This is a genomic window from Mycobacterium sp. UM_11 (assembly GCF_001414075.1).
Taxonomy (GTDB): Bacteria; Actinomycetota; Actinomycetes; order Mycobacteriales; family Mycobacteriaceae; genus Mycobacterium.
In genome coordinates, this window is record NZ_LATC01000036.1 from 21,838 (window position 1) to 44,932 (window position 23,095).

The window sequence follows — 23,095 nt, forward strand, 5'->3', positions numbered from 1 at the left end:
CCGGAAACTAGCCGATTGGCAAGCTGCTACCGCTGCCGGGCTGGCTATTGGGGGTCGAACAGCACCGGCACCGAGGTCGGCGAGCGGAAAACCTGGCCCCGAATGTGCGGGTCGTCGGCGTCGGGGTCCAGCCGCAGGTTGGGCAGCCGGTCGAGCAACAGGTTGATGGCGGTGCGCATCTCCAACCGCGCCAGGTGCATGCCGAGGCATACGTGCACGCCGTGCCCCCAGCCCAGGTGCGCCCGGGGCGAGCGGAAGATGTCGAACGCGTCCGGGTCCGGGTAGCGGTCTTCCTGCCGGTTGGCGGAGCCCAGCATCGGCATCACCGTCGACCCGGCCGGGATCGGCACCCCGCCGAGTTCGGTGTCGCGGGTCGCGACCCGGGTGATGGTCAGCAGCGGCGGTTCCCAGCGCACCCCCTCCTCGATGGCCTGCGGCAACAGCGACCGGTCCGCGCGGATGGCGTCCAGTTGCGCGGGATCCGACAGCAGCGCCAGCAGCAGGCTGCCCAACGACCGGTACGTGGTCTCCACCCCGGCGGGCAGCAGTAAGCGCAGGAAGGAGTAGATCTCCTCGTCGTCGAGCTTCTCCCCGTCGATCTCCGCCTGGGCCAGGGCGCTGATCAGGTCGTCCTTCGGTTCGGCGCGGCGGGCCGCCAGGATCGGCGCGAAGTAGTCACACAGCGCGGCCGACGCGGCAAGGCCGCGTTCGGGATTCAGGATCCAGCTCAGCAACGAGATGGACCACCGCTGAAACTGCGGGTAGTCCTCCTCCGGCAGGCCCAGCAGGCCCGCGATGATCTGGCTCGGGTAGTCGAAAGTGAACTCCCTGACCAGGTCGGCCTTGCCGTTCGCCGCGAACTTGTCGATCAGGCTGTTGCCCACCCGGCCGACCAACTCGTCTTCCCACCGCGCCAAGGCCTTCTGCGAGAAGGCCTTTGACACCAGCGACCGCAACCGGCCGTGCACCGGCTCGTCCATGCCCAGCATGACGCGCTCCCCCAGCACCGGGCCGAACGCGGCGATGACCGCCGCCGACGAGAACGTCTCGTTGTCGCGCAGCATCTGCTGGGCTTCCTCGTGGCGGTACACGATGAAGACCGGTTTGGATTCCTCGTGCGGCATGCCGGAGGTGTCCAGCCGCTGAATGGGTTCCTCGCGGCGCAGCCGCGCCAGTTCCGTGTACGGGTCGCGCACGTCGCCGGAGACGGCGTCGTCGAAGGCGCCGAAGTCTTCCAGGTCGTCGAATAGCTGTTCCATGCCTACCCCTCTAGTCCCCTTGAGTTTCCTTGCGGCGCTTGGCCGCCAGCGCGGTCAGGCGTTGCAACGCCGGCTGAGGCAGCACGCGCGCCGCGAATACCATCGCCCGCTGGGCCGCCGTCAGCGGCCACGCCCCGTCCCGCATCGACCCCTGCCTGGGTATGCCGAGCACGACCCGCGACATGTGGTGCATGCCGGCGGCCGGAAGAATCCTGTTGGCGGCCAGCAGCATCGACGCATCCGGCCCAATGCCACGGCGGCGGAACGGGGCCCGGTCGTCGAGCGCCTTGAGCAGGCCGTCGGTGAACTTCTCGGGTGGCCTGGCGAGTTTCATCGCGGCCCGGCCCCGGCTGTTCATCGTGTTGTGCAGCCGGGCGTACGGGCCGCCGAAATCGCGGTTGTCGGTGGTGCCCGCGTCGGTGATGATCTCGGTGTCATACGTGCCGGCGACCAAGACGGTGACGCCCAGTCCGAACGGCGCGATCTCGCACGCCATGGCCTCACCCCAACGCTCCAGCGCTCCCTTGGCCGCCGAGTACGGGGCGGTGGCCGGCTGCCCGCGCACGCCGGCCGCGCTGGACACCAGCACGATGCGCCCCTCGCCGGCAGCCCGCATCGACGGCAGCAACGCCTGGGTGAGCGCGACGGGCCCCAGGACGCTGGTGGCGAACATGTTCTGCCACAGCGCCATATCGGTCTCCTCGACCATCCCTGCGGCCGAGATCCCGGCGTTGTGAACCAGCGCATACGGCGCGCCGACGGTTTCTTCGACGGCCTTGGCGGCCACGGATATCGACGCGGGGTCGAGCAGGTCCAGCTGCACGCCGATCAGCCGGTCGTCCTCCTCGCCCGCCCCTGTGGCCGCCCGAAGCGCCGGCATGCCGCAGTCGGGCGTGCGCATGGCGGCGACCACGCGCCACCCCTCGCGGTACAACCGCACCGCCGAGGCGAAGCCCAGCCCGCGGGACGCGCCGGTGACGACGACGCCGCGCGGCTCAGCCATGCGCGCTCGGGGTTGCGCAGGCACCGACACCCGGCGGCGGTGGATCGACGTGCGGACGCCCGTTGGGCTCCCCGCTCGCCCAGGTAGACCAGATGCCGACCGAGAACGGGCCCTGCGCGCCGGCCTTCTCGTAATAGCCCTGCGGGTCATACACTTTCGCCTCGGGGTAGGGCCACGGGCACGCGACGGAGGTCGCCGCATGGCTGACCTTGATGACCCAGAACCACGCACCATAGGCGAAGTAGGACACGTTGATGATGGCGAACATCACCAGGAAGGTGCCGAGCACCGGACGCGTCGGGAAGATCCTGGCCTTGGCGGCCAGCTTCTCGGCCACCGACTTACCGGTGTCGTCGCGGTAGCACAGGATCGCCGCGGGCACCATCACGAAGGTCACCGAAAACGACTCCCAGATCAACGGGAATTGGAACGTCGTGCCGGTGAACACCGAGCCCCACGGGATCACCTGGGAGTAGATGTACATGCCCATGTGCACGAGCTGAATCTCCAGCCACGCGTCGAAGACGAAGCCGATCGCACAGGTCAGCAGGCCCAGGCTGACCAACGGGTGGCGCGACACGAAGGCCGTCGGCCCGTACTTGGCCTGTAGCTTGCGCAGAATCCACACGGCCGGGAAGTAGGGCCCGAAATAGAACATCACGTAACCGAAGACGACGAACGGCTCGACGGTCGGCGACAGCGAGACCAGCGGCCAGGACTCCGGCCAATGGATCAGGTCGGGGTTGTACACCGCGAACGGAGACCAGTTCATGATCGGGTCCTGCCACACGATCAGCGTGGTGCACAGGAACATCAGCATCACCGGGCTGCCCGGATTGCGGCGCCATCCCCTGATGAACACCGCCAGCAGCACGAGCAGCATGACGCATGTGGCGATGTGTAGGAAGGTGATGTAGTCCAGGCCGAAGATGAACTTGACGGGGCGGGGCCGGCCCTGCACGTTCGGGTTGGCGACCCGCGGGTCGAGGGCGACGCGACAATTCGCGATGAAGAAGAGCGCGAAGGCCGCCAGCGCAGCGCCGGCGATCCAGCCGCCCCAGCCGCGCTTCGCAGGGCGAGCTGCCGACTTCTCTTCCGCGACAATCGGTATGGACTGTTCCGTCGACATCAGCCGTCCTCTCCGAAGCGATCGACCAGATGCGAGTTGGTGCCGTCGGCGTCCAGGGTGCGGGCCACCAGGTAGCCGGCTCCCATCCATGCGCGACGAGTCCATTTCCCGAACGAGACGCGAGTGCCGGGCGCGCCCGAGGCGGCGGGCATCATCTTCACCCGCTCCAGCGCCTCCTTGACGCCACGGGGGCTGAGCGGGTGGGCGTCGGCGAACGCGCGGACGAGGGTGGCGGCGACGTCGCGGTTGACCACCGACACGCAATACTCGGGACGGCTGCCGTCGTACTTCTTCGCATACCGGTCGAGGAATTCCTGACCGAGCCGGTTCGCCTCGTCGTACTGGTCCACCCCGACCCAACCCATGAACGCGTTCCACATGATCGGGTTCACCCAGGCGTTCTGAAAGGCGGTGGTGGTGAACCGCGGTGGGTCCCAGTTCACGGCTTCCAGCGCGGGGTTGATGAAGACGATGCCGAAACCGAAGCCCAGATGCACGATCGCCTGGGACTTGGCTTCGTGCAGGGTGCTGACGGCATCGTTGATGTCTTGCGCGGTCTGGGCGATCGCCGCCTCCGCGACGATGCGAATCCCCTTGCGCCGGCACGCGCTTCGCAGGTTCTTCAGGTAGCTTTCGCCGATCAGGTTCTGCTCCACGAGGACTCCGATTTCGGAGAAGCCCCGTTTGGCGACGAGGTCGGCGATGAAGATCGGCTCATCGGTCATCGAGCCCTGCGGGAAGGCGAAGGTCCATTCACCCAGCCAGTCATCGGTGCCGGTGACACTGATCGCCGGCACCTTGAACCGCTCCTCGATCGCCTCGCGGGTGGGCACGCAGTTGTCGGTGATGTGCGGCCCGAACACCACCAGGCAGCCCTCGTCGACGAGCTCGCCGAACGCGTCGATGACCGCCTTGACCGAGCCCTTGGGCAGGCCCTCCACCTCGCGGTAGATCATTTGCACGGGGCGATCGATCAGGCCCTGTTCGACGGCTTCTTCGAAGATCAGGTCGAAGCACCGGGTGAAGCTCGCCATCAGTTCTTCGGGGAATCCCGGCGGCAGCGTGAAGTCCATCAGGTAGCCGACCTTGATCGGCTGAGCGCTGCTCTCGTAGGACATCTGACCTCCCGGGTGGCAACATCACGCGCGTCGAACCAGCACAAACCTAATATTTGTTCAGACCCTAGCGGGGGCCTTATGCAGCGTCAATCATTCGCCCGCCGTGCCCAAATAGATGTCGATCATCTCGGCCAGCGCCTTGCCGACCGTCACGTCGTCGGTGAGCGGTCCCGCGATCGCGGCCCGGGCGGCGCAGGGCAAACTCAGCCCTTCCGCGACGAGCCTGCCCGCGGCGATCAGCACCCGCGTCGACGCGACCTCGCGCAGGCCGCCCGTCTCCAGCCGGCGGATGGCCTGCCCGAAGCGCACCAGCTCCGCGGCGGTGGCACCGTCCACGCCCGCCTCGTGCGCGACGATCACCTCCTCGACACCGGCTGCGGGAAAGTCGAATTCGATGGCGACCATCCGCTGACGGGTGGAATCCTTCAGATCCTTCAGCACGCTCTGATAACCGGGGTTGTAGGAGACCACCAGGCCGAACCCGGGCGCCGCGTCCAGCGTGACACCGAGCCGCTCGATCGGCAGCTGCCGCCGGTGGTCGGCCAGCGGATGCAGCACCACGGTGGTGTCCTGCCTGGCTTCCACCACCTCGTCGAGATAGCAGATCGCCCCCTCGCGCACCGCCCGCGTCAGCGGGCCGTCCACCCACACCGTCTCGTCGCCCTGCAGCAGATACCGGCCGACCAGGTCCGCGGTGGTGAGGTCGTCATGACAGGCGACGGTGATCAGCGGCCGGCCGAGATCGTGGGCCATCGCCTCGACAAAGCGGGTCTTGCCGCACCCCGTCGGCCCCTTCAGCAGCAGGGCCAGTCCCTGGCGGTACGCCGCCTTGAAAACGGCTTCCTCGTCACCGATCGCCTTGTAGTAGGGCCGTGCCCCCTCGACGTCGGGCCTCGCGCCGTTCCGTTGAGCAAGCCCGGACTCGTCGGCCATCGCTTCAGTCATGGTGAATGGAGCCTATCGCGGAACAGATGTTTGTTTCAAGCCGCCTGACTGGCCCGTATGGGCGCGACGACGAAATCACGCGGCGCTCACGACACCCTGCGGCGGACCTCGGCCGAACGCAACGCGGACCGGAACAGCGGGCCGATCACACCGGCGAGTTGATCGGGGCGCGCGATCGTCGCGTGCGCGGCGCTACCGAAGACCCGGCGCAACGACTGCACGTCGGTTCCCGCGCCGATGGTCAGGCACACACAGCCGGTGCCGCGGCGGCGGGCCTCGGTCAGGGCGCGCCGCGCGTCGGCGGCGCCGTAGGCCCGCTCATATCCGTGGTCGTATGCGAGCCCGTCGGAAAGCACCACCAGCAACCGCCGTGCGGTGCCCCCGCGCGCCTCCAGCACCGCGGAGCCGTGCCGGATGGCCGCCCCGAGGCGGGAGTACGCGCCGGGTTCAAGGCTGTTGAGCCGCTTCATGACTCGCGCATCGAGGTGATCATCGAACCGCTTGACCGGCACCATGCTCACCGCCCCACGGCCCTGCGAGTAATAGGCGTAGAGCGCGACCCGGTCGCCGAGATCGTGCAGCGCGACGGTGAGGTTGGCGACCGCCACGCGCTGCTGCTCGTGCACGGTGCGCCCGACCGTGCCGGGCTCCGCCGCCGACCCCGACACGTCGAGAAGCAGCAGCACGGACAGGTCCCGGCGGCGCCGCAGGCTGTCCAGGTACACGGCCTCGTCGGGCACCGACCCGGCCAGCACCTCGACGCGGGCTTCGACCGCCGCGTCGATGTCGATGTCGTCGCCCTGCGGCTGCCGGTGCCGGCGGTGCAGGCCCATCCCGAGCCGCGACAACGGGCGGCGCACGCCGATGGCGGCCTCGATCGCATGGGTCGCCGACGCTTTGACCTCGGGCTCGACCTCGCGCACGGTGCACCACGCGGGCCGGTACTTCCGGCGCGCGGCGTCCCATTCCGGATACGCGACGCCGTTCGCGGCACCGAGTGCCGGCCGATCGTCGCCGTCGTCGCGGGCCGTGGCCGCCAGCGACGTCACCGCGTACAACCCGCGCCTGCCGGAGTTCGTCCGATGCGTCGGGGTGTCGGCGCCGGGCGGCCCGCCGCCGCTGCCCGTCTTGCGGGCCGACGAAAGCATCTTCTTGAGCCACTTGCCGATGAAACCGCCGCCGCCGACCGGGCTGGTGAACACGTCCGGGTCGTCGGAATCGTCGACCTCGCCGTCGTCGAGTTCCTCCAACTCCCGCGCGGCACGGTCTCGCGGGACGTGTCCGGCGTTTTCGCCCTCTTGCCGTTCGGCCGCCCGGGCGGACGCGGCCAGCACCTTCGCCGCGCGGATGACGCCGAAATCCGGGGCCGGGTCGTCGATCGCGTCGCGGCTCTCGGCGATCCGCAGCGACGCGGCGGGCGAATCGCTGCGACTCGCCGTGTCCCGGTCGCCCAGTGACACCAACACGTTCGGCAGCAGGCCGGCGTTCGCGACGAGTGCGCGGTGCCCCTCCACCGCCAGGTAACGCCGGGCCAGTCGGGGATGGCGGAGCAGCGGCCGGATGACCTCCGGGTCCAGGCTGCCGGCCGCGATCATCGAGGCGTGCACGGCCACCGCCTCGAGCTGACCGCGCGGGTCCGCGCCGACGTGAATCGTCTGCCCGTCGGTCCACGACGGCTCACCCGGCCGCGACACGGCCACCGCGACGGCGCGCCCCGCGAGCGCCGAGGCGAGCATGCCGAGGCCGGGAGCGCCGGGAACTTCGGTGGACACCCTCAAACTCCGAACGGTTGGACGACGTTGACCAAATATCTGTTCCACCGTAAAGTCCGCTGCGATCGCAGTCAATCGGGCAAGGAGCACATCGTGAGGTTCCTGGTGCCCTCGTCGATCGTGGACGAGGTGTTGGAGGTGTGTGCCCGGCGCGGCGTCAGCGCGATGCCGGGCAACGCCGAGGTCAGCTTCCCCGAACCACGAGGCAGCTGAGGTGCCCGCCGACGCCGACGTTGACCGGCTATCCGCTCAACCGTAAAGTCCGGCTAGGTCGCAAATTCACCAGAAAACAAGGAAAAGTGGACTTTTCATACCCGGCGGAAGTGGAGCAGTTCCGCACCGAGTTGCGCGACTGGCTGGCCGCGAACCTGACCGACGAGCTGGTGGCCGCCCGTCGTCCCGCCGGGCGCGACGACGCCGCAATCGAAATGCTGCGCGCCTGGAGCGCGACGATGGCCGAAGCGGGCTGGGCCGCCGTCTCGTGGCCCCGCGAGTACGGTGGCCGCGGCGCGACGGTGCTCGAGCAGCTGGTCTACACCGAGGAAACCACCCGCGCGCGGGCGCCCATGCCGCTCAACGTGATTGGGCTGAACAACATCGCGCCGGCCATCATGCAATATGGGACCGAATCCCAGAAGCGCACGCTACTGCCCCGCATGATGCGCGCCGACGACATCTGGTGCCAAGGGATGTCGGAACCCGAAGCCGGGTCGGACCTCGCGGCGCTGCGTACCCGCGCGGTGCGCGACGGTGACGACTTCGTCGTCAGCGGCCAGAAGATCTGGACCTCGCTCGGACACCGGGCGGACTGGTGCCAGCTGTATGTGCGCACCGATCCCGACGCGCCCAAGCACAAGGGCATCTCGTGTCTGATCGTCGACATGTCCCTGCCCGGCATCGAAGCCCGCCCGCTGGTGACGCTCAACGGCGAAGCCGATTTCGCCGAGGTCTTCTTCCACGACGTGCGGGTGCCGGCGGACGCGTTGCTCGGGCCGTTGAACGCCGGCTGGCAGGTGGCCACCACCACGCTCAGCCACGAACGGGCCGGGGCCGCAAGGCTATACGCCGAGATGCAGGTGCGGCTCGAGGAACTGGTGGACGACATCGCCGCGCACACCGACGCGCTCGACGACGCCGTGACGCTGCGCCGCCTCGGCGAAATCGCCCTCCGCATCAAGTATCTCGAGGTGCTGTGCCAGCGGTCGATCTCGGCCACGCTGCACGGCGGTGACGCCTTCGGCTCGGCCAGCCTCGCCAAGACGGTGTGGGGCGAGATCGGGCAGGACATGGCCGCCCTGGCCTTCGACGTGCTGGGCACCCGCGGTGCCGGCGCTCCGTGGGCGAACTACCGCCTGACGTCGCGCTCGCTCACCATCGCCGGCGGCACCAGTCAGATCAACAAGAACATCACCGCCCAGCGGGTACTCGGGTTGCCGCGCGCATGAACCTCGAACTCACCGACGAGCAGGCGGCGCTGCGCGACACCACCCGGCGCTTTCTCGCCGAAAAGGCGCCGATATCGCAGCACGTGCGCCCGCTGCTGGACGACCCGACCGGCATCGACGAGGCGGTGTGGCGTGGGCTTGCCGAGCTCGGAACGACCGGCCTCCTGGTCCCGGAGGACCACGGCGGCGCCGGCATGTCGATGGTCGAGGCCGGCATCGTGGCCGAAGAGCTGGGCGCGGCGCTGCATCCGGGACCGTGGTTGTCGACCGCCGTCGCCGCGCCCCGGGCGTTGACCCGGCTCGGCGCGACCGGCGCCGGGGCCGGGCTGCTGACCGGGATCGCCGACGGCACCACCGTCGCCACCGCCTGCCTCCTGGCCGATGCTCCCGTTGCCGCGGCCCGAGGGGAAGCGGGGGGCGTCGTGTTGCGCGGCGAGATCGCCGCGGTGCCCGACGCCGCCGCCGCGGGCGTCTTGTTGGTGGTCGCCGAGGATGACGGCGGGCTTGGGCTGTTCGCCGTGCGAACGGACTCCTCGGGCGTTGCGGTCACGGCCGAACACGGTATCGACCAGACCCGCAAGCGGTTTCGCGTCAAACTCGACGCGGCGCCGGCGGAGCGACTGGCCGCGGCGTCGGCGGAGGACGTCGCGGCGGTGGTCGACGACGTGCTGGTCGCCGCCGCCGCTGACGCCCTCGGTGCGGCGCGCGCCGTCATGAACATCGCGGTCGAATACGCCAAAACCAGAACGCAATTCGGGCAGCCGATCGGCTCGTTCCAGGCGGTTCAGCATCTGTGCGTCGACATGTTCGAGACTGTCGAACTCGCCCGCAGCGGCGTGATCCACGCGCTGTGGGCCGCCGACAACGCCGATCCGGCCGAGCGGCATCTATCCGCGGTACGCACGAAGGCATTCGCCGGGCGGCTGGCCACCGTGGGCGACACGGCCATTCAGGTTTTCGGCGGGATCGGTTACACCTGGGAGCACGACGCGCACCTGTATCTCAAGCGCCTGCTGAGCTGGAGCGCGTTCCTCGGTGGGTCCGACCGGTACCTGACGGAACTCGGTGCGCGCCTTGCGAAGAGGGACCGGCCGTGATGGATATCGACTACCTGCTCACCGCCACCCGCTCGGCGCGCAAGACGCTCGATCTGGATGCCCCGGTCGACCGCGAAGACATTCGGGAATGCCTGCGCATCGGGCTGCAGGCGGCCAACGGCTCCAATCAGCAGTCGTGGCGCTGGCTGGTGATCACCGACCCGGCGTTGCGCGAGGAGATCGCTCGGCTGTACCGCGCGGCCTACCTGCTGCGTGTGGGCGGCCAACTGATCGCCGATTTCGTGCCGGCCGGGACGCCGGAGGGCCGAATCATGTCGTCGACGGAGTGGCTGGTCGAGCACATGGCAAAGGTGCCGCTGCTGGTGATTCCGTGTTACGAGCCGTATCTGCCGCGCATCGAGGGCGACGAATCGTTTCATCAGGCCACGCTCTACGGCTCGATCTTCCCGGCGGTGTGGAACTTTCAGCTGGCGCTGCACACCCGGGGATACGGCACTTGCATCACGACGCTGCACCTGCATCGCGAGCAGGAGGTGCGGGAGTTGCTGGGCATCCCCGAAACCTACGTGCAGGGCTGCCTGCTTCCGGTGGGCCGGCTGCGCGCGGGGCACACGTTCCGGCCGGCCCGGCGCAGGCCGGTCGCCGAGGTGGTCGTGCGCGACGGTTGGGACGGGCCGGGGCTCTAGAATGGGGGCCATTACCGCTGTTAGCAGCGTGTTCGCCGCGCCGGGTCTGATAACCTCTAACAAAGATTTGGTTCGGCGAGAGGGACGAATGCGTATGGTTGTCGAACCGCAGTCGTCCGGAAGCGCGTAGCGCTGACCATGCCCAGAGCGGAGTCCTTGCGAGCCGGCGCCACAGCCGATTTGGGCACGCGCCGGACCGAAATCCTGACCACCGCGGCCTCTTTGATCGCACAGTCGGGGTTGCGAACCTCGTTGCAGGAGATCGCCGACGCGGCGGGAATTCTTCCCGGCAGCCTCTATCACCACTTCGAGTCCAAAGAGGCGATCCTGATCGAGTTGATCCACCGCTATCAGGAGGATCTGGACCGGATCGGGCTTGCCGCGCAAGCGAAGTTGGACAAGGCCGACCCCCGCCCGGTCCCCGAGCAGATCGTCGAACTGGGCTCGGCGATCGCGAACTGCGCCGTGCAGCACCGCGCCGCGCTGCAGATGTCGTTCTACGAGGGGCCGAGCACCGACCCGGAGTTGATGAAGCTGACCCAGCAGCGCCCCGTGGCGATCCAGGAGGCGATGCTGCAAACCCTGCGCGCGGGACGGTGGAGCGGCTACATCAAGCCCGACATCGATCTGCCCACGCTGGCCGACCGGATCTGCCAGACCATGCTGCAGGTGGGCCTTGACGTCATGCGTCACAAGTCCCCCGCCGACCAGGTGGCGGCCCTACTTTGTCGAATCATGTTGCAAGGGTTGGCAACCCGGCCGCCCACCGACTCGGCGCTGGATAGGTCGAATGCCTTGGCGGCCGCTCGGGACGTCATCGAGACCTGGTCGGACGACAGCGACGCCGACCCCAGCGACAAGGCGGCGCACGTCCGGGCGGTGGCGCGGACGGAGTTCGGCCGCAAGGGTTACGAGGCCACCACCATCAGGGACATCGCCTCCGCGGCCGGCCTCGGCACGGGAACCGTCTACCGCGTGATCGGGTCAAAGGACGAACTCCTGGCGTCGATCATGGAATCGTTCGGCCGGAAGGTCGAGGCGGGCTGGGTCGCCGTGCTGCGTTCGAACGCCACGCCGGTCGAGAAGCTGGACGCCTTGAGCTGGGTCAACGTCAATGCGCTCGATCGGTTCTCCGACGAGTTCCGCATTCAGCTCGCCTGGATGCGGCAGTCGCCCCCGGACACCCCCAACCCGGGGTGGCTGTATGCGACGCGACTTCGGCAGATGAAAACGCTTCTTTCCGAAGGCATCCGATCCGGGGAGATCACCGCCGACGCCGCATCCACCGCGATGCTCGCCCGCTGCGTCATCGGCCTGCAGTGGATACCGGAGAACATCCTCGCCGACGTCGGCAAACGCGCCGCGCTCGTGCACGTCCGCGACACCGTTTTGCGTGGCGTCGCGGTTCGTGCGGGGTAGGTGTTGAACCAAAAAACTGTTACCCATACAGTTGGGCAATTAGAACCGCGTTGGCAGTGAACGAGAAGGGGATTTCCATGACTGTTGTCGATCGGTTGCGCTACGACGGCAAGCGGGCTCTCGTCGTTGGCGGCGCCACCGGCATGGGCGCGGCGGCGGCCAAGTCCGCGGCCGAGCTCGGCGCCGAGGTGATCGTGATGGACTACGCGCCGGTGAACTACGACGTCGCCAAGGCCATCCAGGTGGACCTGCGCGATCCCGCGTCGATCGACGCGGCGGTCGAGCAGCTGGACGGGCCGGTCCACGCCCTGTTCTCGGCCGCCGGCATCGCCGACGGGACAACCGACCTGATGGCCATCAACTTCCTCGGCCACCGCCACCTCATCGACCGCCTCCTCGAGCGCAACCAGCTTCCCTCCGGCTCGGCGATCTGCTTCATCTCCTCGGTCGCCGGCATGGGCTGGGAAAACGACCTGGAGCTGCTGACCGAATTTCTCGCCACGCCGGATTTCGCCTCGGCGCAGGAGTGGGTCAAGGCACACGAAGCGGAAGGCATCATCCACTACGGCTTTTCCAAGAAGGTCGTCAACGCCTACGTCGCGACCCAGGGCTACCCGCTGCTGAAGAGGGGCATCCGCATCAACGCGATCTGCCCCGGCCCCACCGACACCCCGCTGGCCCAGGCCAACGCCGACCTCTGGCTCACCTTCGCGCAGGACTACCGCGAGGAGACCGGCTCGAAGGTGCATACCCCCGAGCAGATGGGTGACGTGATGGCGTTCCTCAACAGCGCCGCCGCCTTCGGCATCAGCGGCATCACGCTGCTGGTGGACTACGGGCACACGATGGCCTCGCTCACCAACGCCTACCCGCCGGGCAAGCCGATCATCGACATCATCATGGGGCGGGTGAAGCTCTAGAGACGGGTGCCCGTTTCGGCGCCGGTACCGTCGGGGGCATGGCACGAGTCATCGTCATCGGCGGGCACGGCAAGGTCGCACTGCAGCTGGCCCGCATCCTGACCGAACGCGGCGACGAGGTCAGTTCGGTCTTCCGCAACCCCGAACATTCGGACGACGTCGCGGCCACCGGCGCAAAGCCGGTGGTCGCCGACATCGAGCGCCTGGACACCGACGCGCTCACCGAGCTGCTGACCGGTCACGACGCGGTCGTCTTCTCCGCCGGCGCAGGCGGCGGCAACCCGGCGCGCACGTACGCCGTCGACCGCGACGCGGCCATCCGGGTGATCGATGCCGCCGAGCGGGCGGGCATCCTGCGATTCGTGATGGTGTCGTATTTTGGGGCGGGTCCCGATCACGGTGTCGCGCAGGACAGTTCGTTCTTCCCGTACGCCGAGGCGAAGGCGGCCGCGGACGAACACCTGCGCGCCAGCCGTTTGCACTGGACGATCCTGGGACCGGGCCGGCTCACCCTCGACCCGCCGACGGGCCGAATCGCCCTCGGTGAGGGCAAAGGCGAGGTATCCCGTGCGGACGTTGCGCAGGTGGCCGCGGTCGCCCTGGAAAACAACGCGACGATCGGCCGGACCATCGACTTCAACAACGGCGACGTCCCGATCGCGGCGGCGTTGAAGGGCTGACTAAACTGCATCTCGCAGCTGGTCTGCCGTCGCCGCACCACGCGACTTCGGCATCGAGCGAGGCGGGTTGGTAACGCTTCGCGAGAGGGAACCCGGTGAGAGCCCGGGACTGTCCCGCAGCGGTATGCAGGAACGACCGCCGTCAAAAGCACTGGTCGCAAGACCGGGAAGCGACGGCCATTAGGAACACCAATCGGGGTGTGCGCCTGCGAGTCCGAAGACCTGCCAGCTGTGCCGGGCGCGCCGCGCCCGGCGGCTCATCGCCTCGTGGAATGGGCGTTCGGCCGCGACGGTTGAGATGCGTGTACCTTGCGCACCGCAGCCGGATCGGCTTGCGTCCGCATGGCGGTGACCACCCCGTCGATTGAAGGACGAAAATACCGTGATCTCCCAACCATTCACCGCCACGGTCGTCGGCTCGCCCCGCATCGGCCCGAAGCGCGAACTCAAACGCGCCACCGAGGGGTACTGGGCCGGACGCACCAGCCGGTCCGAGCTGGAATCGGTCGCCGCGACGTTGCGCCGCGACATGTGGGCCGGCCTCGCCGCCGCCGGCCTGGACTCGGTGCCGGTGAACACCTTCTCCTATTACGACCAGACGCTGGACACCGCCGTCATGCTCGGCGCCCTGCCGCCCCGGGCCGCACGGGTCCCCGACGATCTGGATCGCTACTTCGCCGCAGCCCGCGGCAATCCCGACGTCGCGCCGCTGGAGATGACCAAGTGGTTCGACACCAACTACCACTACCTGGTCCCCGAGATCGAGCCCTCGACCACCTTCTCGCTCAACCCGGACAAGGTGCTCGCCGAACTGAAAGAGGCTCTCGCGCAGGGGATCCCCGCCCGCCCCGTCGTCATCGGACCGATCACCTTCCTGCTGTTGAGCAAGGCGGTCAACGGCGGCGGCGCACCGATCGAGCGACTGCAGGAACTCGTGCCCATCTACTCGGAGCTGTTGGGGCTGCTCGCCGCCAACGGCGCGCAGTGGGTGCAGTTCGACGAGCCGGCGCTGGTGACCGACATCTCCCCCGACGCCCCGGCCTTGGCGGAGGCCGCGTACAACGCGCTGGGCAAGGTGACCGACCGGCCGGCCATCTACGTCGCCACCTACTTCGGTGATCCCGGCGCATCGCTGGCCGGTCTGGCCCGCACCCCGGTCGAGGCGATCGGCGTCGACCTCGTTTACGGCGCCGACACCGCGGTGGCGGGCATACCGGAGCTGTCCGGCAAGACCCTGGTGGCCGGCGTCGTCGACGGGCGCAACGTGTGGCGCACCGACCTGGAGGCCGCGCTGAACAAACTGACCACCCTCCTGGGTTCGGCTGGCACGGTTGCGGTTTCGACGTCGTGCTCCACGATGCACGTGCCGTATTCGCTCGAACCCGAGGCCGACCTGGACGACGCGCTGCGCAGCTGGCTGGCGTTCGGTAAGGAGAAGGTCGCCGAGGTGGTGACGCTCGCGCGCGCCCTGCGCGAAGGGCGCGGCGCGGTCGCCGACGAGATCGCCGCGTCCAACACCGCGGTGGCCTCCCGCAAGAGCGACCCGCGGCTGCACAACGACCGGCTGCGGGAACGCATCGAGGAGATCGTCGCCACCGGCACCCACCGCGGCGACCCGGCGTCACGTCGTGCCCGCCAGGACGAGCGGTTGCGCCTGCCGGCGCTGCCGACCACAACCATCGGCTCCTACCCGCAGACCGCCGCGATCCGCAAGGCGCGCGCCGCGCTGCGGTCCGGCGAGATCGACCAGGCGGAGTACGAGAAGCGGATGCGCAAGGAGATCGCCGACGTCATCGCGCTGCAGGAGGAGCTGGGTCTCGACGTGCTGGTGCACGGCGAGCCGGAACGCAACGACATGGTGCAGTACTTCGCCGAGCAGCTACAGGGCTTCTTCGCGACGCAGAGCGGCTGGGTGCAGTCGTACGGCAGCCGCTGCGTGCGTCCGCCGATCCTCTACGGCGACGTCATTCGCACCCACCCGATGACCGTCGACTGGATCTCCTACGCGCAATCGTTGACCGACAAGCCGGTCAAGGGCATGCTGACCGGTCCGGTCACGATCCTGGCGTGGTCGTTCGTCCGCGACGACCAGCCGCTGGCCGACACCGCCAACCAGGTGGCGCTCGCCATCCGCGACGAAACCGTGGACCTGCAATCCGCCGGCATCGCCGTCATCCAGGTCGACGAGCCGGCGCTGCGGGAGCTGCTGCCGCTGCGCCGCGCGGATCAGGAGGACTACTTGCGTTGGGCCGTAGGTTCTTTCCGGCTAGCCACCTCCGGCGTCGATGACTCCACCCAGATCCACACCCACCTGTGCTACTCGGAATTCGGCGAGGTGATCGGGGCCATCGCCGACCTGGACGCCGACGTGACGTCCCTCGAGGCGGCGCGCTCACACATGGAGGTGCTCGACGACCTCAACTCGGTCGGCTTTTCCAACAGCGTCGGTCCGGGCGTCTACGACATCCACTCGCCCAGAGTGCCGAGCACGAAGGAAATGGCGGAGTCGTTGCGCGCGGCGCTGAAAGCCGTTCCGGCGGAACGGCTGTGGGTCAACCCGGACTGCGGCCTGAAGACACGAAATGCCGACGAGGTCACCGCTTCACTGCAGAACATGGTGGCCGCGGCGCGGGAGGTCCGAGCGGGCGCCTGACCGCGAGCGTCACGCCAGCGTGGCCCTCGGGTGCCACCGTCACTCTGGCGTGACGCTCGGCGCCTCGTCCGAAAGCACTTCAACGGGAACGTCGTCAGCCCACGGTTGCCGGGTCACCATGTCGGCGACGCGGACGATGCCGCGCTCGAACTCGCCCGTCGCCGCGTCCACCAGCCGGTAGGCCTGCACCTGTTTGTGGATGGGCTGCGCGTCGAGCAGCACCACCCGCACCTCCCCCGGCTCGAAATGGCAGCGCTCCTGCAGCGCGGTGATGAGCTGCTCGTTGTGCATGTGGCCGTCGCCAAAGTTCCAGCCGATGGCGGTGCTGCAGATGCGTTCGCCGTCGGTGAGGACGTAGTCGTCCTCGTTCTGGCCCGCCATCGCGCGGTGCGCGAGGGTGAACAGCGCGCGGCCGTGAGTGTTGAAGCCGCGGAACGCATATCCCATGAAGAGCGGGATCTGCGCGGCCTCCGGGCTGCCGTAGAACCGCTCGAGCTGGGCCTGCGGCATGCTCGCGATCGCCACGATGCCCCTGGCGATCTTGTCGCTGGCCGATCCTTTGATGCACCACAGCGTGGTGTCCCAGTTGCCGGCGTAGTACCGCATCCCCGGCAGGAACGAGATCTTGCGGGGGAACATGTTGCCCAGCAAGACGATTCCCGCGATGACGACGAACAGTATCGCCACCACCACCGGGTGCCTCAGATCGCGCAGGCCCGGTCGCGCGTGCGCGACGAACAGCGACAGCACGCCGAAGATCATGAAGACGTTCCACTCCAGCGGCACGCCCATCGGTATCGACACCAGGATCCCCAGGTGGAAACAGACCATCACGATGGCCGCGATCGTGATCGGCCAGCCGCTGTGGCAGAAGAACAACGGCAGCGGCACCAGCATCTCGATGGCGGTGCTCAGGTGCGCCAGCCATCGCGACAGCCGGCCGGGCCGCAGGTCGTCCGGGAACTTCTCGAAGAATTGCCGCTTGAGCCAGCGGGGCCGCACCAGCGGATTGTTGGACATCATCGTGGAGATCACGAACGGGAAGTGCTTGTTGAGCTTCGACGTGGCGGCGCCCATCCAGATGACCAGGAACACCACCTTCGACCCGACGATCATGTCGACCCCGCCGAAGAGGAAGGTCACCGCCATCGTCGCGTACACCTCCCCGCGGGCGGCCAGGAAGATCACCTTGTCACGAAGCCCGACCACGGCGAGCAGCAACAGGATGAGCACGATCTTCCACGCCGGCAGCAACCCGATCGTCGTACCGAGCTCGGGTATCGGTCCGGTGCCGTCGGCGAACAGCGCGCTCAGGGTCACCAGCAAAAACAGCGCGTAGAGCGCGACGTCGATCGGCTTGCGCTTGGTGCCCCTCGTCAGCGGGACCCGGTCCGGCCACGGTGGCAGCCGGATGGTGCCGAACCGCATCCAGTACAGGATCGACCCCATCGGCGGGAAGAACCGGTTGTTCAGCGGGCCGAAGCCACAGCCCAGCCCGATCACCTCGAAGAGCATCGTGTACAGCACGACCTTTTCGAACACGATCGGCTCCGACCACCAGGACGCGACGTGGGTGAACCCGCCGAGTCCCTTGGTGGCCGAGGCGAACAGCCAACCGCCGAGGATGTAGAGCAGGATCTTGACGACGTAGAACAGGTGCAGCGCGACCGGCGTGCCGAAGCCCACCTCGGCCCAGTGCTTGGCCATCGGGCGGATCTTCTCGCTACGGGTGCCCTTGTTCCACTCGGCCATGTCGAGCTGCGGCAGCTCAGGCTTGAGAAATCCCATGGTGGTCAGATTAGAACGTGTTCTAGGCGAACCGCACTCAAGCCGGGCAACAATCCTTTGCCTGTGCCCTCGCCGCCGGATAGCGTGAAACCCGGATCGGCGCGGCTCGCTAGGAGGCGTCCATCATGAGCAGGCTTTTCGTTTCCATATCGGCTGCGGTGCTGGTCGCCGCCGCCGCACCGATCGCGGTGGCCCGAGCCGACGCGCCGGCACCCGGCGACGGGTGCGCGACGCTGCACGCGACCACCCAGGACGGCAACGGCAGGACGATGTGGTGCAACCCCACGATGACCGGCGCCCACAACCTGGTGTGGCAGTACGGCGGGCCGGCGCCCAGCCCGTAACGGCTTTCCCACTCGAGGGTGAACTGAGGGCGTTCAGCGCGAACTGAGGGCGAGAAATCCGCGAAGACTCCGCCCTAGCCGCACGCTCAAAGCCGTGACCGCACACCCGATTTCGGTCACCCGAAGATGCCCGGCGGGGTCGCCGGCCCCCGCCGCAGAGCCTCTGGGTAAACGCGTGGATTGAGCGCATCCAGCGCGCCGGCCCGCAGGCCGGCCAAAGAATCGACGGCGTCCAGAAACCGTTGCCGCTCGGCGGGTTCCACGACGTCGCCGGCCAGCTGGGTGAACTTCTCCACGTACTGCGGGCGCCGGAACGGCCGCGCGCCCAGCGGATGCGCGTCGGCGACGGCCAACTCGTCGGAGATCACCTCCCCGCCGCGTAGCGTGATCTCGGCGCGCGCCCCGAACGCCTTCTGCGCCGGGTCGCTCGAGTGGTAGCGGCGCGTCCACTCCGGGTCCTCGACCGTGGAGATCTTGCGCCACAGCTCGATCGTGTCGGGCCGGTGCGCCCGTTCCGCGGCGTAGGAGCGTTCGTGGTGCCATACCCCGTCCTGCAGGGCGACGGCGAAGATGTACGGCAGCGAATGGTCGAGCGTTTCCCGGGAAGCGTCCGGATCGAACTTCTGCGGATCCCCCGAGCCCGTTCCGATGACGACGTGGGTGTGGTGGCTCGTGCGCAGCACGATGGTCTCGACCTGACCGAGGTCGGGTATGCGCTCGCGCAGCCGCCGGGCCAGGTCGATCGGCGCCTGGCTTTGGTATTCCGCGGAGTGCTCCTTGGTGAAGCTGTCTCCGATGGCGCGCTTGGGTTCTCCGGGGGCGGGCAGCGGCACGTGGTATTCGCGCTCGGGTCCGCCCAGCAGCCAGGCGATTACGCCGTCCTCGCCCTCCCAGATTGGGGCGGGCGATCCCTCGCCGCGCATGGCCCGGTCCACCGCCTCGATGCCGACCTTGCCCGCGTGCGCCGGGGCGAACGCCTTCCAGCTGGAGATCAGCCCCTTGCGGGATTGGCGGGTGCTGGTGGTCAGGTGCAGCGCCTGCCCGACCGCCTGGTAGATGGTCTCGGTGTCCAGCTTCAGCATGGTCCCGATGCCGGCGGCCACCGCCGGACCCAGATGCGCGACGTGGTCAATCTTGTGCTCGTGCAAGCAGATTCCACGGGAGAGGTCGATCTGGATCTCGTAGGCGGTCGCCAGGCCGCGGATCAGGTCGGCGCCGCCGATGCCCAGCTGCTGGGCGACCGCGACCAGCGGGGGGATGTTGTCGCCGGGGTGGGCGTACTCGGCGGCCAAAAACGTGTCGTGAAAGTCGAGTTCGCGCACCGCGACGCCGTTGGCCCACGCCGCCCACTCCGCCGAGTAGGTGCCGTCGACGCCGAATACGTTGGCGCCGCGGGCCGCGGGATGGGCCAGCGCCTGCCGCCGCGCCACCGTCACCGGTCGACGCAACACCGCGGCCGCGCTGACCGCCGCGTTGTCGATGATCCGATTCGCCACCATCTCCGCGGTTTCCGCCTCGACGGCCACGGGATCGGCTGCGACTTCGGCGATCTTGGCCGCCAGGTGTTCGGCGCGGGGGAAGTCGTCCGAGCTGCGCCGCGCCCGAACCGTATGCATCAACACAAGTCCGCACCCTATGACCAACGCGCGCAGAAATCTGCGTTAACCCGCCACCACCGGCACCGCCCGCGGTGTAGTTTGCTGCTGGGGCGGAACGAGGTTGAGGAGTCAGCCGTGTCAGAGGTCGATTACTGCGTGGTCGGAGCGGGATTCGCCGGTTTGACGGCCGCCCTGCGGCTGAAACAGGCCGGCCATTCGGTGGCCTTGCTGGAGGCGCGCGATCGGGTGGGGGGCCGCACCTTCACCGAGTACCGCCCGGACGGCACCTGGATCGATCGTGGCGGCGCGTGGATCGGGCCGGGCCAGGACCGCATCTATGCGTTGATGAACGAGTTCGGTGTGCCGGAGTACAAGCAGCACAATGACGGCGACGCGATGATGATCGTCGGCGGCAAGAAGCACCGCTACGGCGGAACCATTCCGTGGACCATGAGCCCGTGGGCGGTCGCCAACCTCGGGATCGGCCTGGTCGCCATCGAGGAGATGTGCAAAGCCATTCCGCGCGAGGCCCCGTGGGAGGCGAAGAAGGCCAAGGAGTGGGACCGAATCAGCATCGGGGAATGGATCAACAACAAGACGGCGTCCAAGCAGGCCGCCGAGATGCTGGACATGGCCTTCGCCGGCCTCTACACGTCGGCGGCGTCGGAGACGTCGCTGTTGTGGGGGTTGCTCCAGACGGCGTCGGCCGGCGGGCTCACGTTCGCGATCTCGGGCAAGGGGGGCTCCCAGGATGCCCGCCCCGTCGGCGGGATGGGCGCCATCTACGGCCCAATCGCCGCGGAATTGGGTGACGCGCTACATCTTTCGCAGCCGGTCCGGCAAATCGCTCAGGATGCCGACGGCGTGACCGTCACCGCCGCCGACTTGACGGTGCGGGCGCGTCGCGTCATCGTCGCCATTCCGCTCGCGGTCGCCACCTCGATCGTTTACGAGCCGATGCTCCCGGTGGACCGCGCGCTGCTGCACCAGCGCATGCCGAGCGGCGCGGTCATCAAGACGTCCATCATTTACGACGAGCCGTTCTGGCGCGCCGACGGGCTCTCGGGTCAATCGGCCGCGCCGGGATCCCTGGCCAGCCTGACGATCGACGCCTGCACCGACACCGGCAACCCCGGGGTCATGTGCGTCATCACCGAAGGCCCCGCGGCGCGCCGGCTGACAAAGCTCGACGAGGCCGAGCGCAAAGCGGCCATCATCGGCGAGGTGGTCGACCGATTCGGCGATAAGGCCAGATCGCCGTCGGAATATCACGAGCAGAACTGGACCGTCGAGCGCTACTCCGGCGGCGGGATGATCGGCCACGCGCCGCCCGGCGTGCTGACCGAATTCGGCTACACCCTGCGCGAGCCCTGCGGCCGCATCCACTGGGCCGGAACCGAGAGCTCGGCCGTCATGTGCGGGTGGATCGACGGCGCGATCCGCTCCGGCGAGCGCGCCGCGACCGAGGTCCGGGAGGCCGAGACCGCCGCGGTCGCCTGACCCCAGCTAACCGGCCTGCTTAGCGGGCGGCCGGTAGAAGATGACCAGCTGGCCGATCGCGCCGGCCAGGCCCAACCCCACCGAGATCAGCAGGCCGCGCCAGCCGTCCATCCAGTTGTGGCCGAACACCACATAATCCAGGCTGATCTTTCCCGCGCCCAGGGTGGCGATGGCGATGGCGCTGACCGCCAGGACCAGGTTGTACTCCCAGCCCTCCTTGACGATGAAGAATCCGTTGGCGCGGTGCACGGTCCAGGCCGCGACCAGCATCAACGACACGAAGCCCGCCGCGGGGATCGGGGTGAGCAGCCCGGCGGCCAGGCCCAGACCGGCGGCCATCTCGGTGGTGGCGGCCACGGTGGCGTGGAACTTGCCCGGCTTCATGCCGATGCTTTCGAACCACCGCGCGGTGCCCGGGATGCGGCCGCCACCGAAGAACTTGTTGTAGCCATGCGCGGCCAACGTCACGCCCAACACCAGCCGCAGGATCAGTAACCCGACGTCGTAGGGAGTCATACCTGCAAACCTAGATCATGGTGCTCCCCCGACAACAGGAGCGCCGAGCGGCCAGTCCACGTCCGTGTGGGACCATTGCGGGCGTTCCGGGCCATCAGCAACAGATCACGAGGGGGTGCACCACGGCTCGTATCGCACGAGGCAGCGGCGCCCGCCGTGACGCGTCCGGGTCCGCTTCCGACGGGCAATCCGTGGTGTTGTTGGACGGCACAGCGAATCACCCCCGAGAGCTGCTGGGCAACAAGGGCCACGGCATCGAGGCGATGCGCCGGCACGGTCTGCCGGTGCCCCCCGCGTTCTGCATCACCACCGAGGTGGGCCTGCGCTACCTCGCCGACCCCCGGGCGACGATGGACGCGATCTGGGACGACGTGCTGCACCGGATGAACTGGCTGGAGGCGCAGACGTCGCGCACGTTCGGGCGGGGCCCGCGTCCGTTGCTGGTCAGCGTCCGCTCCGGGGCGACCCAGTCGATGCCGGGCATGATGGACACGATCCTGGACCTCGGCATGAACGACGACGTGGAGCAGGCGCTGGCCGCGGCCGGGACCGCGGCGTTCGCCCGCGACACCCGCCAGCGGTTCGACCGCATGTACCGGCGCATCGTCGGCCCGGACGAGGTGCCCAACGACCCGTATGCCCAGCTGCGCGCCGGCATCGAGGCGGTGTTCGCCTCATGGAACTCGCCTCGTGCGGTCGCCTACCGCGCCCACCAAGGCGTCGACGATCTCAGCGGCACCGCGGTGGTGGTGCAGGCGATGGTGTTCGGCAATTTCGGCCCGAATTCCGGTGCGGGCGCTTTCATTTCACGCAACCCCATTTCCGGCGACAACGCACCCTTCGGCGAATGGCTGCCGGGCGGGCAGGGTGACGACGTGGTGTCCGGGTCGGTCGACGTCGAGCCGATCACCGCCCTGCGCGACGAACAGCCGGCGGTCTACGACGAGCTGCTGGACGCCGCAGGCAGATTGGAGCGGCTCGGCGCCGACGTGCAAGAGATCGAGTTCACCGTCGAAGAGGGCAGGCTGTGGCTGCTGCAGACCCGGGACGCTGAGCGGTCCGCGCAAGCCGCGGTGCGATTGGCGCTGCAGCTACGGCACGAGGGGCTCATCGACGACGCCGAGACGCTGCGGCGGGTCACCCCGGCGCACGTACGGACGCTGCTGCTACCCGCCCTTCAGCCCGAAATAAGGCTGTCGGCAAGGCTTTTGGCCAGAGGATTGCCGGCCTGCCCGGGCGTGGCGTCGGGCACGGCCTATACC

The 23,095-nt window shown here is 68.4% G+C and carries 19 protein-coding genes, 1 pseudogene and 1 riboswitch; of the genes and pseudogenes, 11 read left to right on the forward strand and 9 right to left on the reverse strand.

Annotated features, from left to right (window positions below):
• Window positions 1-44 precede the first annotated feature (44 nt).
• The 6 genes from WU80_RS11635 to WU80_RS11660 form a co-directional block, all read right to left on the reverse strand.
• The gene (locus WU80_RS11635; protein ID WP_055398889.1) at window positions 45-1,259 is read right to left on the reverse strand and encodes a cytochrome P450; all 1,215 of its coding nucleotides are present in this window, start codon (window positions 1,257-1,259) and stop codon (window positions 45-47) included.
• Window positions 1,260-1,269: 10 nt separating this feature from the next.
• On the reverse strand, window positions 1,270-2,262 hold the full coding sequence (locus tag WU80_RS11640; RefSeq protein WP_055398891.1) for an SDR family oxidoreductase: 993 nt from the start codon (window positions 2,260-2,262) through the stop codon (window positions 1,270-1,272).
• A complete protein-coding gene (locus WU80_RS11645) occupies window positions 2,255-3,391 on the reverse strand; it encodes a spirocyclase AveC family protein (RefSeq protein WP_055398893.1) in 1,137 nt (378 codons plus the stop codon). Before WU80_RS11645 ends, WU80_RS11640 begins: the two co-directional genes overlap by 8 nt.
• The gene (locus WU80_RS11650; protein ID WP_055398895.1) at window positions 3,391-4,509 is read right to left on the reverse strand and encodes an ABC transporter substrate-binding protein; all 1,119 of its coding nucleotides are present in this window, start codon (window positions 4,507-4,509) and stop codon (window positions 3,391-3,393) included. Before WU80_RS11650 ends, WU80_RS11645 begins: the two co-directional genes overlap by 1 nt.
• 90 nt (window positions 4,510-4,599) lie before the next feature.
• Window positions 4,600-5,442, reverse strand: coding sequence for a CbbQ/NirQ/NorQ/GpvN family protein (locus tag WU80_RS11655; RefSeq protein WP_055398897.1), 843 nt, complete (start codon window positions 5,440-5,442; stop codon window positions 4,600-4,602).
• Between the two features lie 98 nt (window positions 5,443-5,540).
• On the reverse strand, window positions 5,541-7,190 hold the full coding sequence (locus WU80_RS11660; RefSeq protein WP_082459678.1) for a nitric oxide reductase activation protein NorD: 1,650 nt from the start codon (window positions 7,188-7,190) through the stop codon (window positions 5,541-5,543).
• Between the two features lie 132 nt (window positions 7,191-7,322).
• Here WU80_RS11660 and WU80_RS25825 point away from each other — a divergent pair.
• The 8 genes and pseudogenes from WU80_RS25825 to metE all read left to right on the forward strand — a co-directional run.
• Window positions 7,323-7,439 (forward strand): annotated as a pseudogene (locus tag WU80_RS25825) (short-chain dehydrogenase); the annotation flags it as partial.
• Between the two features lie 86 nt (window positions 7,440-7,525).
• Window positions 7,526-8,671 carry an acyl-CoA dehydrogenase family protein gene (locus WU80_RS11670; protein ID WP_055398904.1) on the forward strand — a complete coding sequence of 382 codons (1,146 nt, stop codon included), beginning with the start codon at window positions 7,526-7,528 and terminating at the stop codon, window positions 8,669-8,671.
• Window positions 8,668-9,768: an acyl-CoA dehydrogenase family protein gene (locus WU80_RS11675; RefSeq protein ID WP_055398906.1), complete on the forward strand. Its 1,101-nt coding sequence runs from the start codon at window positions 8,668-8,670 to the stop codon at window positions 9,766-9,768. The genes WU80_RS11670 and WU80_RS11675 overlap by 4 nt, the downstream gene beginning before the upstream one ends.
• Window positions 9,768-10,415 carry a nitroreductase family protein gene (locus WU80_RS11680; protein WP_055398909.1) on the forward strand — a complete coding sequence of 216 codons (648 nt, stop codon included), beginning with the start codon at window positions 9,768-9,770 and terminating at the stop codon, window positions 10,413-10,415. Before WU80_RS11675 ends, WU80_RS11680 begins: the two co-directional genes overlap by 1 nt.
• 138 nt (window positions 10,416-10,553) lie before the next feature.
• Window positions 10,554-11,834, forward strand: coding sequence for a TetR/AcrR family transcriptional regulator (locus tag WU80_RS11685; protein ID WP_055398911.1), 1,281 nt, complete (start codon window positions 10,554-10,556; stop codon window positions 11,832-11,834).
• A 77-nt stretch (window positions 11,835-11,911) separates the two neighbouring features.
• Window positions 11,912-12,754 (forward strand): SDR family oxidoreductase, encoded by an 843-nt coding sequence (locus WU80_RS11690; RefSeq protein ID WP_055398959.1) that lies wholly within the window; start codon window positions 11,912-11,914, stop codon window positions 12,752-12,754.
• Window positions 12,755-12,792: 38 nt separating this feature from the next.
• Entirely contained in the window at window positions 12,793-13,434 is a 642-nt protein-coding gene (locus WU80_RS11695; protein WP_055398913.1) for an SDR family oxidoreductase, read from the forward strand.
• Window positions 13,435-13,485: 51 nt separating this feature from the next.
• Window positions 13,486-13,679: riboswitch (cobalamin riboswitch) on the forward strand.
• A 137-nt stretch (window positions 13,680-13,816) separates the two neighbouring features.
• A complete protein-coding gene (gene metE, locus WU80_RS11700) occupies window positions 13,817-16,087 on the forward strand; it encodes a 5-methyltetrahydropteroyltriglutamate--homocysteine S-methyltransferase (RefSeq protein WP_055398961.1) in 2,271 nt (756 codons plus the stop codon).
• Between the two features lie 39 nt (window positions 16,088-16,126).
• Here the strand turns inward: metE and WU80_RS11705 are convergent, their stop codons facing one another.
• On the reverse strand, window positions 16,127-17,875 hold the full coding sequence (locus tag WU80_RS11705) for a DUF3556 domain-containing protein (RefSeq protein WP_055398915.1): 1,749 nt from the start codon (window positions 17,873-17,875) through the stop codon (window positions 16,127-16,129).
• Between the two features lie 125 nt (window positions 17,876-18,000).
• Here WU80_RS11705 and WU80_RS11710 point away from each other — a divergent pair, with 125 nt between their 5' ends.
• Window positions 18,001-18,219, forward strand: a complete 219-nt coding sequence (locus tag WU80_RS11710) for a hypothetical protein (protein WP_055398917.1) — start codon at window positions 18,001-18,003, stop codon at window positions 18,217-18,219.
• A gap of 116 nt (window positions 18,220-18,335) precedes the next feature.
• Here the strand turns inward: WU80_RS11710 and prpD are convergent, their stop codons facing one another.
• Window positions 18,336-19,835: a 2-methylcitrate dehydratase PrpD gene (gene prpD / locus WU80_RS11715; protein WP_082459679.1), complete on the reverse strand. Its 1,500-nt coding sequence runs from the start codon at window positions 19,833-19,835 to the stop codon at window positions 18,336-18,338.
• 117 nt (window positions 19,836-19,952) lie between these two features.
• Between prpD and WU80_RS11720 the strand changes: the two genes are divergently transcribed.
• The gene (locus WU80_RS11720; RefSeq protein ID WP_369808513.1) at window positions 19,953-21,317 is read left to right on the forward strand and encodes a flavin monoamine oxidase family protein; all 1,365 of its coding nucleotides are present in this window, start codon (window positions 19,953-19,955) and stop codon (window positions 21,315-21,317) included.
• A 6-nt stretch (window positions 21,318-21,323) separates the two neighbouring features.
• Here WU80_RS11720 and WU80_RS11725 read toward each other — a convergent pair whose 3' ends face one another.
• Entirely contained in the window at window positions 21,324-21,833 is a 510-nt protein-coding gene (locus WU80_RS11725) for a DoxX family protein (protein WP_055398923.1), read from the reverse strand.
• A gap of 191 nt (window positions 21,834-22,024) precedes the next feature.
• Between WU80_RS11725 and WU80_RS11730 the strand changes: the two genes are divergently transcribed.
• The coding region (locus WU80_RS11730) for a pyruvate, phosphate dikinase (RefSeq protein WP_055405759.1) at window positions 22,025-23,095 on the forward strand (1,071 nt) is incomplete at its 3' end.

What these genes read in the sequence shown, in the direction of transcription:
- WU80_RS11685 (WP_055398911.1), top strand. Translation starts at nt 10,554, where the DNA reads ATGCCCAGAGCGGAGTCCTTGCGAGCCGGCGCCACAGCCGATTTGGGC.
- WU80_RS11640 (WP_055398891.1), bottom strand. Translation starts at nt 2,262, where the DNA reads ATGGCTGAGCCGCGCGGCGTCGTCGTCACCGGCGCGTCCCGCGGGCTG.
- WU80_RS11680 (WP_055398909.1), top strand. Translation starts at nt 9,768, where the DNA reads ATGGATATCGACTACCTGCTCACCGCCACCCGCTCGGCGCGCAAGACG.
- WU80_RS11650 (WP_055398895.1), bottom strand. Translation starts at nt 4,509, where the DNA reads ATGTCCTACGAGAGCAGCGCTCAGCCGATCAAGGTCGGCTACCTGATG.
- WU80_RS11705 (WP_055398915.1), bottom strand. Translation starts at nt 17,875, where the DNA reads ATGGGATTTCTCAAGCCTGAGCTGCCGCAGCTCGACATGGCCGAGTGG.
- WU80_RS11655 (WP_055398897.1), bottom strand. Translation starts at nt 5,442, where the DNA reads ATGGCCGACGAGTCCGGGCTTGCTCAACGGAACGGCGCGAGGCCCGAC.
- WU80_RS11660 (WP_082459678.1), bottom strand. Translation starts at nt 7,190, where the DNA reads ATGCTCGCCTCGGCGCTCGCGGGGCGCGCCGTCGCGGTGGCCGTGTCG.
- WU80_RS11710 (WP_055398917.1), top strand. Translation starts at nt 18,001, where the DNA reads ATGAGCAGGCTTTTCGTTTCCATATCGGCTGCGGTGCTGGTCGCCGCC.
- WU80_RS11645 (WP_055398893.1), bottom strand. Translation starts at nt 3,391, where the DNA reads ATGTCGACGGAACAGTCCATACCGATTGTCGCGGAAGAGAAGTCGGCA.
- WU80_RS11635 (WP_055398889.1), bottom strand. Translation starts at nt 1,259, where the DNA reads ATGGAACAGCTATTCGACGACCTGGAAGACTTCGGCGCCTTCGACGAC.
- WU80_RS11675 (WP_055398906.1), top strand. Translation starts at nt 8,668, where the DNA reads ATGAACCTCGAACTCACCGACGAGCAGGCGGCGCTGCGCGACACCACC.
- WU80_RS11690 (WP_055398959.1), top strand. Translation starts at nt 11,912, where the DNA reads ATGACTGTTGTCGATCGGTTGCGCTACGACGGCAAGCGGGCTCTCGTC.
- WU80_RS11725 (WP_055398923.1), bottom strand. Translation starts at nt 21,833, where the DNA reads ATGACTCCCTACGACGTCGGGTTACTGATCCTGCGGCTGGTGTTGGGC.
- WU80_RS11695 (WP_055398913.1), top strand. Translation starts at nt 12,793, where the DNA reads ATGGCACGAGTCATCGTCATCGGCGGGCACGGCAAGGTCGCACTGCAG.
- prpD (WP_082459679.1), bottom strand. Translation starts at nt 19,835, where the DNA reads ATGCATACGGTTCGGGCGCGGCGCAGCTCGGACGACTTCCCCCGCGCC.